This window comes from Pseudomonas sp. GL_117 (assembly GCF_057835125.1).
Map to the genome: position 1 here is coordinate 3,805,869 of NZ_CM174418.1, position 13,116 is coordinate 3,818,984.

Here is a 13,116-nt window from a genome sequence, read left to right on the forward strand (position 1 = left end):
ATGCGGTAAACAAAACGGCGCCTTCGGGCGCCGTTTTGCGTTTTTAGCAGTGAGTGCATTCCAATAGGCATTCCTGTGCCCGAATCGTCACACGGCCCTCCGACACTTGAACGGATTGTTCTGACGAATGCGGTCAAAAATGTGGGAGCGGGCTTGCCCGCGAAGGCGCAGTGTCAGTCACAGATACTTCGACTGATCTGACGCTTTCGCGGGCAAGCCCGCTCCCACAGTTGGTCGGTGTTGATGCGCAGTAGGTAATGCCCTGTGAGAGCTGTCGAGCTTTAGCGAGACTGCGAAGGCGGTGGCACTGTTGGTGGAGATATTGCCCTCCACCATAGAATCTCCCACACAGGTCGGTGCTCCCACAGGGGGGACTCGGTGTGGCGTTAGAACGCGATACCGACCTTCACTCCATACTCGTCACGCTTGAGCCTGGTGTTATCTGCCAGTTCCGAATCGTCATCCAGCTTGTACTCGGTACGGGTGTAGTACAGGCCAGCAACCACCGGCAGGTCGCCCTTCTGGTTCATCAGCAGGCTGACCTCCGCATAAGGGTTGGTGCGATCCTTGAGGTCCACGGTATCGCTGCCAAGGCCGTCCACCTTGATCTTGGCGCGGCCGTCGAGGGTATGACGGGCACCGGCTTCAACGCGCAAGGTCATGTCGTTGAACTGGTGGTTATAGCCCAGGGCGGCCTTGGCAAATGGCGATTTGCTGGTCAGTTCCAGGTCGTAGTCATTGGAGTCCAGCTCATAGCGGGTCCAGCTGTAGCCGCCACCGACGATCACGTCGACCGAGTTGCGCGCATCCAGCGCGGCACGCCAGCCGAGATCGAGGTCGGCCTGGCCTTCCTTGAGCTTGTTATCGCTTTTTTTGCCGTATTTGGCTTCGACTCCGGCTTGGTAGATGAAGCCGGATTCAGCGGTGAGCTTGTTGCCGAAGTTATAGAACAGGCCCACTTCGGGCATGTCGTCCTTGTCACTGCGGCTGCCGCCTTCAAGCTTGAAATCGTTATAGCTGCCCAGCAGGCCGAAAGTGGAAATCGGTGCTGTGGGTGGTGCGGCAAACACCACGGCCGGCGCTGCGACTAGCGCGAATACCGAGGTGTTCTTGAGGATCGTTCCGAATAGCCTGGACATCGTTTTACATCTCCTTGTCATTTGAACAAATCATTCCGGAACAGATTCGAACCTGAATGTAGGAAAAAGGTTCGAATTGATTTGCTCGAATCTGGAGATAAAACGGTTCAGCGAAGGCTCTATTTCAATATTTTCAGCAACCCGCCAACACCAGGCCCTCAAGTACCGGGCGAAGTTGCGGATGCACTGGCAAGCGAATGCCAAAGGTCTCATGCAGCAACGTCAGCAACTCATCAGCGCTGGCGACCACCTGTTTTTCGCTCGACCTATCCAGGTAATGCACCGCGTAGTGGCCGTTGTTCAGCGTATAGCGTTTGCCCACGGCCAACAGCGCCGCCTTCAACTGGCCCACGAACGGCGACCCCGGATGAGTGGACACGTACCAGTTGCCGATTTCGTAGTCGATGTCCGCCTGCACCTGCAGGTCGAACACATACAAACCACGCCATTGCCCCGCGACTTCGGCCCATAACGTGTAGCTGCCGTCTGCATTGTGCGTCAGCCGATACGGCTCGTGCGCCGTGGCCTGCACGGCCTCGCTGTCCAACTGCAATGGGCTGCTGGGCACCATGCCGCCAAAGCCGACATCGGTGATGTAGCGCACGCCATCCACGGTCACCAGGCTCAAGCGATGGGTGCGTGCGGTGCGCGCATCCGGCGGCCCACCCATCACCACCCGGCCGGTAATGCCGCGTGCGTCGAAACCGAGTTCCTGCAACAGCAACAGGAACATCTGGTTCAACTCATAGCAATAACCACCCCGCCCATCGATCAACACCTTCTGCTCGACACTCGCCAGATCGATGGGCACCGGCAGGCGCAGCAAGGTCGACAGGCTTTCAAAGGCAAACGTGCACACATGGCGCAACTGCAGGTCACGCAGAGTTTGCAGGGTCGGCGCGGGTGGCCTGTCGTAGCCCAGGCGTTGCAGGTACAACTGTCGATGACTCAGGTGGGACATGGCGCACTCCTTGGGCACGTGGCAGAAGCGTCACTATGCCGCGCCGAACGGCGGATTGTCATTTTGAATGAACCTTTTGGAACGCCGCCCTATCCATTTATAACAACACAGGGAGGCAACATGAGTACCGCAAAAATCTACACCATCAACTATCAGCTACACGGCCAACCGAAATCCTTTGTGGTGCGTGCCGAAGTGATGAACAACGCCGAGGCCTGGCACTGGGCGGCAGTGGATGCCGATATTGCCCATGTCAGTCGTGTCGGCCGGGTCGGACATGAACAGGTGAAAAAGACCACACGCCCTTGGGCGGAAAAGTTCGGCATCACCGAGGTGACATGGATCGCGCCGAAGTAAGTAAAAGCCCCGCTGAAGCGGGGCTCTTTCTGTGCAGTGTGCGAAGATGCCCGCCTAAGCCACTGGAGACTGCCCCCGGATGTTCGAGCTCAAACCCTGCGACCCCGTCACCTACCGCCGCCAAACCCGCCGCAGCACACTGATTGTGGCGGTGCTGTTCCTGGCCCTGGCGATGCTCTTGTCCAGCCTCGCGGTGATGCTGTTCGGCGAACCCGGCGGCGACAACTTTCGCTTCAACGTCGGCGGCGTGTTTGCCGGCGTACTGATCACCCTGGCACTGGTGCGCGGTCCTTTCTGGAGCCAAACCTGGCTTGCACCGGCCGTATATGGCTGGCAACTCAAGCGCAGCCTGATGAGCGTGACCAACGTGATGCACAAGGTCACGGAACGCGTGCAGGCGAATGACCCCAGCGCAATCAAGCTGCTGCGTTTCTACCATCTGGGCCTGACGCAAATGCATGCACTGGATGCCAACTCCAGCGCGCAAGTGCAGTTGATCGGCGAGATCGAGGCGCATAAGGCGAAGATGCAGGCACTGGGGATGGATACCGAACAAACCCGTCTCGATCCGGCCTGGTTGGACCACGTCAAGGCAGCCTGAGTCAGCGCGCCCGCCAGCAAAACAACGCACTCAGCGCAATCGCCGCACCGGCCAGGCCAAACACCAGCGGTGCCGAGGCTACCGGCAGCAGTAAACCCGCCAGCAACGGTCCGAGGCCCGCGCCGATGTCACGCCACACGGCATTCGACGCGAGCGCCGAGACGCGCATCGACCCCGGGTTGCGCTCGGCCACCAGGGTGGTCACCAACGGCAGTTGCAGCGCACGCAGCACCAGCACCGCGGCCGCGCCCGCAATCACCCAGTAGCTGGAAAACGCCGTCAGGGCCAAGGCACTCAGGAACGAAAACAGCAGCAACATCGAGGTCGCGCCAAATCGCTGGGCCGCGCGACCGCCCAACGGGCTCAGGAGCATTTCCGAGAGATAACGCAGCGCCATCAAGCCACCGGCGATCAGTACCGCGTCGCCGCCGAGAATCTTCTGCGCCTGGATCGACAGACCGAAAATAAACAACCCATCCAACGCCACGCCTTCGATAAACGACCACATCGCCACACTGTCGGGCCACTTGAAGCGGCGCCCGGTGCTGTGCAGATCATGGCCCGCAGTGGGCAAGCCGCGCGCCATCCACAGGCCCACCAGGCAGGCGCCAGCAAGAATAAGGAAGATCGGCCGCGGCCCGGCCCACAGCGTCAGCCAACCGCCCAGTGGCAGCGCCAGCATCGGCCCCAGGGCGATCACCGCCCGCGAGCGCCCGGCACGGCGTGCGGCACCGGCGGGCTCTGAGGTGGCGAGTACTTGGGTCGACAGGTTCAGCGCGGCAAAACACAGGCCCCAGATCAGCCGCAGCCCCAACAAGGCGGCGAAGCCCGACAGCATTGAATTGCCCAGGGCGCACAGCGTCGCCGCAGCGGCGGCGATCATGCAAGTCAGACGGTCGCCGTTGCGTGCGTAGAAATTCAGCACATGCCGGTAACCGAAAATCCGCACCAGGCGATTGGCCGCCAGCAACACCCCGGCCTGGGCCAGGGTGATGCCAAACGCTTGGGATTCCATTGGCAGCAACAAGTACAGCAGCACGTCACTGGGCAGGCAGAAAGCGAGGGTCAGTGCAGCCCGGCGAGAGGTCGTGTCAGCAGTACGTTGGGCCAGGCTGGTCATAAAACTGAAACATCCCGAAATATCCAGGTCGCCACGGTAGCCTTCCACACGCGTGTTTTACAACGCCCTACCCGGCCTTTTTTCCGTAGGGCAACAGACGCAGGCCGCTGGCCACCGCCCCCACCAAGGCAAAGCCACAGCCCAGCCACAATGCGACTTGCGGGCCGCTGTCGACGAACAGGTGAAAACACAATGCCACCAACGACGCGCCCAACGTCTGCCCAAGCAAGCGTGAAATCGCCACGATGCCACTGGCGCCGCCGCTGCGGGCCAACGGCGCACTGGTCATCAAGGCCTTGAGGTTGGGTGACTGGAAGAAGCCAAAACCGGCGCCACACAACGCCATCCGCCAGCCAATATCGAACGCCGACGCTCCATCGCCCAGGCTGGCCAATGCGGCCATACCGGCACTGAGCAGCAACAGGCCAATGCCGCACAACAGCCCCAGTGACACCCGGTCCGCCAAGCGTCCGGCCAACAGTGCCATCACCGCGACCACTGCCGGCCAAGGCGTCATCAGGAAACCGGTTTGCACCTGGCTATGGCCCAACACCGCCTGGAGCAGGAAAGGCAACGACACAAAGGCCAGGCCTTGGGCACTAAAGGCGCAGATCGCCGTCAGGGACGACAAGGCAAACAGCGGCCGCTTGAACAGATCCAGGGCCAGCATCGGCGCGGGATGCCCGGCCTGACGCCGCAGCAGTAACGCCCCGCAGACCAGTGCCAACGCAATCAACCCCAGCGTCAACGCCCCCTGGGCACCATGCACCGCCGTGCCCAGGCCAAGCACCAACAGGGCGAACAATCCAGCACACAACAACGCCGCGAGGCGGTCGAACGCGTGCCCGGTCATCGGCAAGGTGGGCAACGAACGCAGGCCCAAGGCCAGGGCCAACACCCCCAGCGGCACATTGATCAGGTACAGCCAGTGCCAGGTGGTGACCGACAAAATCGCCGACGCCGCCGTCGGCCCGAGGGTAAACGCCAGCCCCACCACCAGCGAGTTATAGCCCAGGCCGCGGCCAAGCATGTTGGACGGGTAGATATGCCGCAGCAACGCGGTATTCACGCTCATGATCGCCGCGGCGCCCAGGCCCTGCACCACCCGCGCGGCGGTCAGGGTCGCCAGCGAACCGGCCAGGCCGCAGAACAGTGACGAGACGATAAACAGCAGCAAGCCACCGAGATACACCCGGCGGTGCCCCAGCACATCGCTCAGCGACGCGAACGGCAGCACGGTGGCGATGATCGCCAGTTGGTAGGCGTTGACCACCCAGATCACCGACGCGGAATCCGTGCCGATGCCCTGCGCCAAAGTCGGTAACGCGGTATTGACGATGGCCGTATCCAGGGTGGCCATGCCGATCCCCAGGGAAATCGCGATCACGGCCGGTAGGCGTTTATTGAGGGGCAACCCATCGGCAACAGAAGACATGAACGATCCGCGCAGGTGACAAAGGTGTCTAGAGTAAGGGCTGCGCGGAGTTTTTTCAGTGGCTGATTACAGGGCTGTCAGCATTTTCATGTTAAGCCGTGCTCAACGCGCCAGCGCGCTCAGGTCCAAACGCCCTTCGTTGATCGGCGGGCACCAGTAATAACCGCCGGTCAACGGCGTGCTGATGCGGTACAGGCCGTCGACAATCCCGTCTTCCAGGCCGCTCATGCGGCGCAGTTGCACTTCAAACGCATCGAAAGAATGGCCGAACGCGAGGAACATCAAACCCGCCTGGCCGTTCTCGGCCCAAGGCATCGAGCGGCGGACCACGAAGGCTTCCGGGGTGAAGCTTTCCTGGGCGGTGCGTTTGGTGTGGGCAGATTCCGGGGCGTCGTCGAGTTCTTCGTTGTCACCATGGCGGCGACCGATGATGTGGTCGCGCTCCTGGGCCGGCAACGCGGCGAAGCCATCGAGGTCGTGCTGCCATTGCTGGATTGCGGCGAAGCTGGCGCCGCTGTCGGTCAAGGCGGCCTCGACGGCAGCGTCGTCGTGGGGGTTTTCGGTACCGTCTTCGTAGTCGGTGAGGTCAAAGCCGGTCTTGTAGCGGAAGCCTTCAGTCGACTGCACCAGGCTGAACGCCGGGGCCAGGGCTTTTTCCAGCACGCGGCTGCGCAACAGCAGTTCACCGCGATCCACGCCATGCAGCCAGACCCACAGCGCGTGCTGAGTGGACGGGTTGTGGGCGCCCGGGCCGCTGACGACCGGGAACGTACGCAGGCCATCGATTTGCGCGCCGAGCGCAGTCACCAGCGGCTCACCGAAACCGACCACCGCCGAATCCGTCGTCTGCACCAGTGCGTCCAGGGCAACGGGCACAGCCTCCAGGGAGGCCACGGCAAAGAACAGATGACGGGCCTGCAAAGGCACCGGTGCGGCAAGAATGCCCGGCTGGTACTGACTCATGTGAACTCCTTCAAAATAAGGCGCGCAGTTTAACCGCCGCGCGCAAGCGTGAGTACAAGAATGCGCACAAGCCTTGCCTTAGAGCCTGTTGATGGGTGACTCTCTAGTCATGTTTTGCAACTATTCCAGGGGTAGCGACATGACCACCAGCAACCTGCTCGCCCAGCTGTTTCCCGCCTCCGCCGCCGAGATTCCCGAGCAATACCGCCTGGCGGCGCCTATTGAACAGCGTGAGTATCTGGTCGATGGCCAGTTGCGGATCTGGAACGGGCCGCTCGCCCAGGTGCAGAGCCCGGTGCAACTGGGTGAAAAACGCGTGCATATCGGCAGCACGCCGTTGCTGGATGCCGATACCGCCCTCACCGCCCTCGAGGCCGCCGTGCGCGCCTACAACCGTGGCCAGGGTGAGTGGCCGACGATGCGCGTGGTCGAGCGCATCAGGCACGTCGAAGCGTTTTTGCACCGCATGCGCGAGCAGCGCGACGTGGTGGTCAAGCTGCTGATGTGGGAAATCGGCAAGAACCTCAAGGACTCGCAGAAAGAATTCGACCGCACCTGCGACTACATCACCGACACCATCAACGCCCTCAAGGAACTCGACCGCCGCTCCAGCCGCTTCGAACTGGAGCAGGACACCCTCGGCCAGATCCGCCGCGTACCGCTGGGTGTAGCGCTGTGCATGGGCCCTTACAACTACCCGCTCAACGAGACGTTCACCACGCTGATCCCGGCGCTGATCATGGGCAATACCGTGGTGTTCAAGCCGGCCAAGCTTGGCGTGCTGTTGATCCGGCCCTTGCTCGAAGCCTTCCGCGACAGCTTCCCGGCCGGGGTGATCAATGTGATCTACGGCAGTGGCCGCGAGACCGTCAGCGCGCTGATGGCCAGCGGCAAGATCGACATCTTCGCGTTTATCGGCACCAACAAGGCCGCCAGTGATTTGAAAAAGCTGCACCCCAAGCCGCACCGCCTGCGCGCAGCCCTGGGCCTGGATGCGAAAAACCCCGGCATCGTGCTGCCCGAGGTCGACCTCGACAACGCCGTCAGCGAAGCCGTCACCGGCTCCCTGTCGTTCAACGGCCAGCGCTGCACCGCGTTGAAAATCCTGTTTGTGCATGAAGATGTGGTGGCAGGCTTTATCGAAAAATTCAACAAGAAACTGGCCACGCTCAAGCCTGGCATGCCTTGGGAAGAGGGTGTATCCCTGACACCGCTGCCGGAAGCCGGCAAAGTCGAATACCTCGACGGGCTGGTGGCCGATGCCGCACAGCACGGCGCCCAGGTGGTCAATGAGCACGGCGGTGAAAGCCGCGGTTCGTTCTTCTACCCGGCGGTGCTGTACCCGGTGAACCCGCAGATGCGCGTGTACCACGAAGAACAGTTCGGCCCGGTGGTGCCGATCGTGCCCTACCGCGACCTGGAGACCGTGATCGACTACGTGCTGGATTCGGATTTCGGCCAGCAACTGAGCATCTTCGGCACCAATCCCGAGGCTGTCGGCAAGCTGGTGGACACCTTCGCCAACCAGGTCGGCCGCATCAATATCAACGCCCAGTGCCAGCGCGGGCCGGACACCTTCCCCTTCAACGGGCGCAAAAACTCGGCCGAGGGCACACTGTCGGTGCATGACGCGTTGCGCGTGTTCTCGATCCGCACATTGGTGGCGACCAAGTTCCAGGAGAGCAACAAGGCGTTGGTCAGCGATATCCTGAAAAACCGTGACTCCAGCTTCCTGACGACCGACTACATCTTCTAAACACACCGCTGGCCAGTCTTGTGTGGGGCTGGCTTTTGTGGGAGCTGGCTTGCCTGCGATGCAGGCACCTCGGTCTTTCAGTCAGGCCAGGGTGATGCAATCGCAGGCAAGCCAGCTCCCACAGTTGACTGCACGCGTCCTGACTATTGAGGCCATTTTAGTACCAATGAACCTGCCCCTGTTCGCCCGGCGCCTGCTGCGCCCGCTGCTCGACCCGTACCGCCGCTATCGTCACGCCAAACTGATCCACGCCGTGCGCGTGTCCATCGGCCTGCTGGCGACGATCCTGCTGACCACCGGCATCAACCTGCCCCACGGCGAATGGGCCTCGGTGACCATGCTTATCGTGATCGGCGGTTTGCAGCACCATGGCAATATCGGCAAAAAAGCCGTGGAGCGTGCCTACGGCACCTTGATCGGCGCCAGTGTCGGCCTGGCGCTGGTGCTGCAACAGGCCTGGTTGGGCCAGCCGTTGCTGACCTACCTGCTGATGTCCGTGGTGTGCGGGTTCTTTTCCTATCACGCCATTGGCAAGGGTGGGTACATCGCGCTGCTGTCGGCGATCACCGTGTTTATCGTCGCCGGGCATGGCGACAACCCAATATCGGATGGCTTGTGGCGCACCGTCGACATCCTCATTGGCATCGTGCTGGCCCTGGCCTTCTCGTTCGCCCTGCCGTTGTATGCGGTGTATTCCTGGCGCTACAACCTGGCCAGTGCGTTGCGTGATTGCGCCGAGATCTATAGCCGGATCATCAGCGGGCGATCGGTCACCGATGATGAGCACTTCAAACTGCTCAATCGCCTGAACGCGGCGATGCTGCAATTACGGTCACTGATGCCATCGGTGTCCAAGGAAGTACGGATGTCCATGACGGAGCTGGATGCGATCCAGCGCCACCTGCGCCTGTGCATCAGCACCCTGGAGATTCTTGGAAACACGCGACCCGATCCTCGGGATGAACAGGCCATGGCGCGCATGCAGTTGATGCTAAAGGCCGAACATCGGCAGATTCGGGTGCAGTTGGTGGGGATGGCGCGGGCGTTGAAGTCGGGGATGACAGAGCGGCTGGAGCGGCACGGCAATATCACGGCAGCAGAGCCTGTGCTGGATACATCGGTCTACGGTGCTCTGGATGGGTATCGGTTGTTGACGTTGCAGTTATTGAACAATGTCGATGCGATGCGTGCGCGGCTAGCAAAAACGGCGATCCGATGGAGCATCTAAACGAGCGAAGACCGGAACAGATACACAAGCATCTGCTCCGGTTCGCCACCTATCAGAAAATAACAAACGTCAACAGATACCCCAATTCGGACGCACTGACTTCACCCCCGGTATAAAGACTCTTACCGTAACGAGCCAGGAAGCCGGAACTGTCAGTTGACCAGAACGCTTGGTGAGCTTGCCCGCGCCAGCTCGCACCACCATAAACATCATAGATTTCCCGAAGCTCACCCAAGCTCGGCAACCGCCCACCTCGGCCACTCGCTTGCTTGACACTCTCCTGATAACCACCACCACCGCCAAAGTCCATGAAGTACTTCACACCCCCTACGCTGACGGTATACCCCAGTACCTTGTTATTGGCATCGGTCACCGTGATGTACGCGCTTCCATTGCCACGGATGCTGACCGCTCCGGTCTGCGCATTTACCCTCGCACACGCTTCATTGTTTGATCGGTAGGTGTAAGGGAGGCGCCCGCCAGTGGCCGCCCGCGTAAAGACACCTGGGCCACTGTGAGGCGGATAGTTCGCGTCATCGCGCCATATCCAGATACGTTGGTTCAGGGTAACTGCGCTGGTATTGATCGAGAGGGCAGCCCCCCGGTGAATGGTCGTGGTGCCTGACGAAGGCTGGGTGCCATATAGCCCTACTGCCCGGAAGGCATAACTACGAACCTGAGCAAGAGCGCGAGGATAGCTCCAGTCGCCAGTCGGGCCCACTGGGCGATCAATCAGATGAACGTTGTTTTCGTATAGCCGGACTTGCTGGTTGGCCGTGGCTTTGCCTTTAAGCGTCACGCTAGTGTCGTAGGTCGTCGCATTGTTGGCCAGTTGCCCCCGCGAGTCATGTACGGTCAGAGTCGGCGCAATGAAAGCCAGATGCTGAACGGTGTATGTGCGCACGGGAAACATCACGGCGTCGGTCTTGTCGGCGCTGCGGTCGAAGCTGACCCAGAACATTATCTTCAGTTCCGAAGCATCCTCGAGCGCACGCAATTCAGACACCAATGCCGCGGTATCAATGCCATTCGTCACTCCGTCTTCACCCACAAGTGCACCGTCCAACAACACGCGCATGTAGTCGGGGTCATCAGTTTTTTTGCCGTGATACTCCAGCCAAACCCGTTGCGAAGCGTGGGCAAAGTGCCAGGGGTTTACCATCACCCGTTCCGTGCCGACCAGTGAGCCCGTGTTGAGCGTAGCGCCGTTTTGCCCTTGGATAACCGGCTGCGCAAACGTCGGTGGCAATAGCTCCAGGTTCAGTGCTGGCGACGGTGTGTGCCGTGCGCCGCGGATCAACCAGTACTGCACCGTGATGAACCTTCCACCCGCTTGAATGTTGGCCCCCACCGTTTCGGCCGGCACATCGAAGTCAACCGTTTTGAATGTATTGCCGGGCTTGGTTTCGCAATAGGTCCCGACGCCGTCATCACCGGTGAAACACATTTTAATGTCATCAGAGGGCAGGATCTGCGGCGTCGAAACCCGGACCGTCGCGCCGTTCAGTGCCGCCTCTGCTTGCAACTTGTCGGGGTCTTTCTGCGCTTGCAGCACCTCTGGGCGGAGCAACGTGCCTATCGCCGCACCAACGGTTACTTCAAGTACTTCAGAATGCAACGCACGCGAGCCATTCGCAGGAATCAGGGAGTAACTCAAGCGGATAGTCCCGCCGAGATTGACGTCTGCGTAGTGCCTGTCCAGTGAAAATAGAACAGGTCTACCCGCTGTCGCTGCGCTGAGACGGATTTCATCGTTGGTACTGCCGGTCGGAGCGCTTCCTACCAGGCGCCATTGAAAGAGGTCGCCGACGGCGGTCCTCAGATAAGGCAGTGTGATATCGAGCTGACCAAACAGGTCACGCGGGTCCAAGTTGTCCTGATCATCGACCCTATCGATTTCCGGCCGTGGCATTTCAGCTAATCGAGGGCCGAACTCCACGAACGTCGATTCGGACTCGCGAACGGTTTGCGTGCCCGCCCCCAGCAGGCGGATCACACCATCGTCGACCTTATAGAAAACCCTCACTGGGCCCAATCCAATGAACCGCGAAAAAATGGCGTTAGAGACCGTGCGAAAACGCGTTGGCGGCGGTGGATCGCCTGCGATGTGGCTGACTTCATAGGAGACAATCCCCCCGCCCGGCAAGTAAGCCTCCATACAGAGGGTGACCAGGAAGCCGGGGTCGTAGGGGGTGAAGGACGGGTTGGGATACTCAACGGTGACGAAAGGTTCGCTGGGGTCTACCACGCCCCCCAGGGCTTGCACCACATTGACCGCCGGCATATTCGCAATAGTGCCGGAGATCAGGATCGTCAACGACTGGGAGGTGGCTAATACCGTGCCCAGTGGGAACTCCAGCCGCCAGGTAATCCTCATCGAGCCCTGGATCAACTGCTTGATAATGTCCTCATCCACATTGAAAAAACTCGACCGCCCCGGATTTACCACGGCATCGGGCAACTCCACCTGCAAACTGGAACCATCGCCCCGGGTACCATTCAACGTCACTACGATACGAGCTCCCGCAGGCGTCGAGCTTCCATCTGGCAGCCGACGAGGAGTAACAACCTCGACCCGGAAATTGCTTCCCGCTTCTTCGTCATAGTTGACGGATGTCGCGTCCACAAAGTTGACTTGGAAGTACGCGCGTTCAAGCAGGTCTGGATCTAGCTCGGCTTGCAGGTTCACGGCTTGAGAAAAGTGTTCAACATGCCCCGAGCGATTTTCCACCTCATCAAAAACCTGATAGCGGATAGCGATAAGCCCGCTGCTGGTCCCAATGATCGCAGGGCCGACCTCCACCTCAATCGGTTTCGCGCCTGAAGCATGATCATCATCGAGCTCAAAGATCACCAAATTAATGATTGTGTCCCAGTACAGATACACCCTATCGCGCACACGTTTACCGGGGTAATCAATCGTCAACTTCACACCTAGCGCCGCACGCTCCGGGGTCAGGATTGCACCAGGGGCGGCAAGGTCATCGGGCAAAAATATCCGCAGTTTATCGTGATACCCCAGCGAAGGCTGTTCATCCAAACCAGGCCTTTCCGACTTGGCGAAAACCGTCAGATCGTCCGAGGTACTCGTGGTGCCGGAGCCATTTCGCACGACTCGTGAAAACACCGGAAATATAAAGCCACGCGGAAACCGTTCTTCCTCTATGACAAGCCGGAAGAAGTTATTGGTTTGCTCGCCGGGCCTGACAAAATCCGATGCTAGCGGTATGACATCGTCCACCGCATAAATCTCAAAAGTATCGCCGACGCCTAATCCGGTCCATCGGGAGAGCGTGACAAGCAAATAGGGCTGAAGATGGCGTGCGCCCAAGCCTATATCTGCCCCCACTACACCTAGCACCGGGTTGGAAAAAATCGGCGGTTCAAGATCATTGACGCGCGTGGAACGCTGGTAACAAACAGGCAGATGCGACCGCACCGCTGGTTCTTTAGACATGATTGAACTCCTTGAACGCGGGCCTTCAAGGCCACGAGACAAGGAAATCAGACTCCTGGGGAGTCTTAGCGTCTACCTGTCAGAACTGACAGTCACGAC

At 60.1% G+C, this 13,116-nt stretch carries 10 protein-coding genes; 4 read left to right on the forward strand and 6 right to left on the reverse strand.

All coding sequences use genetic code 11. The features are described from left to right. Positions 1 to 386: 386 nt before the first annotated feature. Together AC3ISR_RS17165 and AC3ISR_RS17170 are read right to left on the reverse strand one after the other, a co-directional pair. The gene (locus AC3ISR_RS17165; protein ID WP_192296568.1) at positions 387 to 1,139 is read right to left on the reverse strand and encodes an outer membrane beta-barrel protein; all 753 of its coding nucleotides are present in this window, start codon (positions 1,137 to 1,139) and stop codon (positions 387 to 389) included. 133 nt (positions 1,140 to 1,272) lie between these two features. Next, a complete protein-coding gene (locus AC3ISR_RS17170) occupies positions 1,273 to 2,100 on the reverse strand; it encodes an arylamine N-acetyltransferase family protein (protein ID WP_192296569.1) in 828 nt (275 codons plus the stop codon). A 120-nt stretch (positions 2,101 to 2,220) separates the two neighbouring features. On the opposite strand from AC3ISR_RS17170, the gene AC3ISR_RS17175 reads away from it, so the two are divergent. Together AC3ISR_RS17175 and AC3ISR_RS17180 are read left to right on the forward strand one after the other, a co-directional pair. Beyond that, entirely contained in the window at positions 2,221 to 2,457 is a 237-nt protein-coding gene (locus AC3ISR_RS17175) for a DUF6555 family protein (RefSeq protein WP_135288835.1), read from the forward strand. Positions 2,458 to 2,536: 79 nt separating this feature from the next. Beyond that, positions 2,537 to 3,058: a DUF3087 family protein gene (locus AC3ISR_RS17180; protein WP_192296570.1), complete on the forward strand. Its 522-nt coding sequence runs from the start codon at positions 2,537 to 2,539 to the stop codon at positions 3,056 to 3,058. 1 nt (position 3,059) lies between these two features. On the opposite strand, the gene AC3ISR_RS17185 is transcribed toward AC3ISR_RS17180, so the two are convergent. The 3 genes from AC3ISR_RS17185 to AC3ISR_RS17195 form a co-directional block, all read right to left on the reverse strand. Continuing rightward, positions 3,060 to 4,178, reverse strand: a complete 1,119-nt coding sequence (locus tag AC3ISR_RS17185) for an MFS transporter (protein ID WP_192296571.1) — start codon at positions 4,176 to 4,178, stop codon at positions 3,060 to 3,062. Between the two features lie 67 nt (positions 4,179 to 4,245). Continuing rightward, on the reverse strand, positions 4,246 to 5,613 hold the full coding sequence (locus AC3ISR_RS17190; RefSeq protein ID WP_192296572.1) for an MFS transporter: 1,368 nt from the start codon (positions 5,611 to 5,613) through the stop codon (positions 4,246 to 4,248). Positions 5,614 to 5,715: 102 nt separating this feature from the next. Further along, a complete protein-coding gene (locus AC3ISR_RS17195) occupies positions 5,716 to 6,576 on the reverse strand; it encodes a Dyp-type peroxidase (RefSeq protein WP_463983576.1) in 861 nt (286 codons plus the stop codon). A gap of 139 nt (positions 6,577 to 6,715) precedes the next feature. Here AC3ISR_RS17195 and AC3ISR_RS17200 point away from each other — a divergent pair, with 139 nt between their 5' ends. Beyond that, on the forward strand, positions 6,716 to 8,332 hold the full coding sequence (locus AC3ISR_RS17200; protein WP_192296574.1) for an NADP-dependent glyceraldehyde-3-phosphate dehydrogenase: 1,617 nt from the start codon (positions 6,716 to 6,718) through the stop codon (positions 8,330 to 8,332). A 166-nt stretch (positions 8,333 to 8,498) separates the two neighbouring features. Continuing rightward, positions 8,499 to 9,560 (forward strand): FUSC family protein, encoded by a 1,062-nt coding sequence (locus tag AC3ISR_RS17205; RefSeq protein ID WP_463983575.1) that lies wholly within the window; start codon positions 8,499 to 8,501, stop codon positions 9,558 to 9,560. Positions 9,561 to 9,612: 52 nt separating this feature from the next. Here the strand turns inward: AC3ISR_RS17205 and AC3ISR_RS17210 are convergent, their stop codons facing one another. Beyond that, positions 9,613 to 13,017, reverse strand: a complete 3,405-nt coding sequence (locus AC3ISR_RS17210; protein WP_463983574.1) for an immunoglobulin-like domain-containing protein — start codon at positions 13,015 to 13,017, stop codon at positions 9,613 to 9,615. Between the last annotated feature and the right edge of the window lie 99 nt (positions 13,018 to 13,116).

Bases quoted from the DNA above. Each gene is read 5' to 3' on its own strand.
- AC3ISR_RS17170 (WP_192296569.1), bottom strand. From the start codon at position 2,100: ATGTCCCACCTGAGTCATCGACAGTTGTACCTGCAACGCCTGGGCTAC.
- AC3ISR_RS17210 (WP_463983574.1), bottom strand. From the start codon at position 13,017: ATGTCTAAAGAACCAGCGGTGCGGTCGCATCTGCCTGTTTGTTACCAG.
- AC3ISR_RS17180 (WP_192296570.1), top strand. From the start codon at position 2,537: ATGTTCGAGCTCAAACCCTGCGACCCCGTCACCTACCGCCGCCAAACC.
- AC3ISR_RS17195 (WP_463983576.1), bottom strand. From the start codon at position 6,576: ATGAGTCAGTACCAGCCGGGCATTCTTGCCGCACCGGTGCCTTTGCAG.
- AC3ISR_RS17205 (WP_463983575.1), top strand. From the start codon at position 8,499: ATGAACCTGCCCCTGTTCGCCCGGCGCCTGCTGCGCCCGCTGCTCGAC.
- AC3ISR_RS17165 (WP_192296568.1), bottom strand. From the start codon at position 1,139: ATGTCCAGGCTATTCGGAACGATCCTCAAGAACACCTCGGTATTCGCG.
- AC3ISR_RS17175 (WP_135288835.1), top strand. From the start codon at position 2,221: ATGAGTACCGCAAAAATCTACACCATCAACTATCAGCTACACGGCCAA.
- AC3ISR_RS17200 (WP_192296574.1), top strand. From the start codon at position 6,716: ATGACCACCAGCAACCTGCTCGCCCAGCTGTTTCCCGCCTCCGCCGCC.
- AC3ISR_RS17185 (WP_192296571.1), bottom strand. From the start codon at position 4,178: ATGACCAGCCTGGCCCAACGTACTGCTGACACGACCTCTCGCCGGGCT.
- AC3ISR_RS17190 (WP_192296572.1), bottom strand. From the start codon at position 5,613: ATGTCTTCTGTTGCCGATGGGTTGCCCCTCAATAAACGCCTACCGGCC.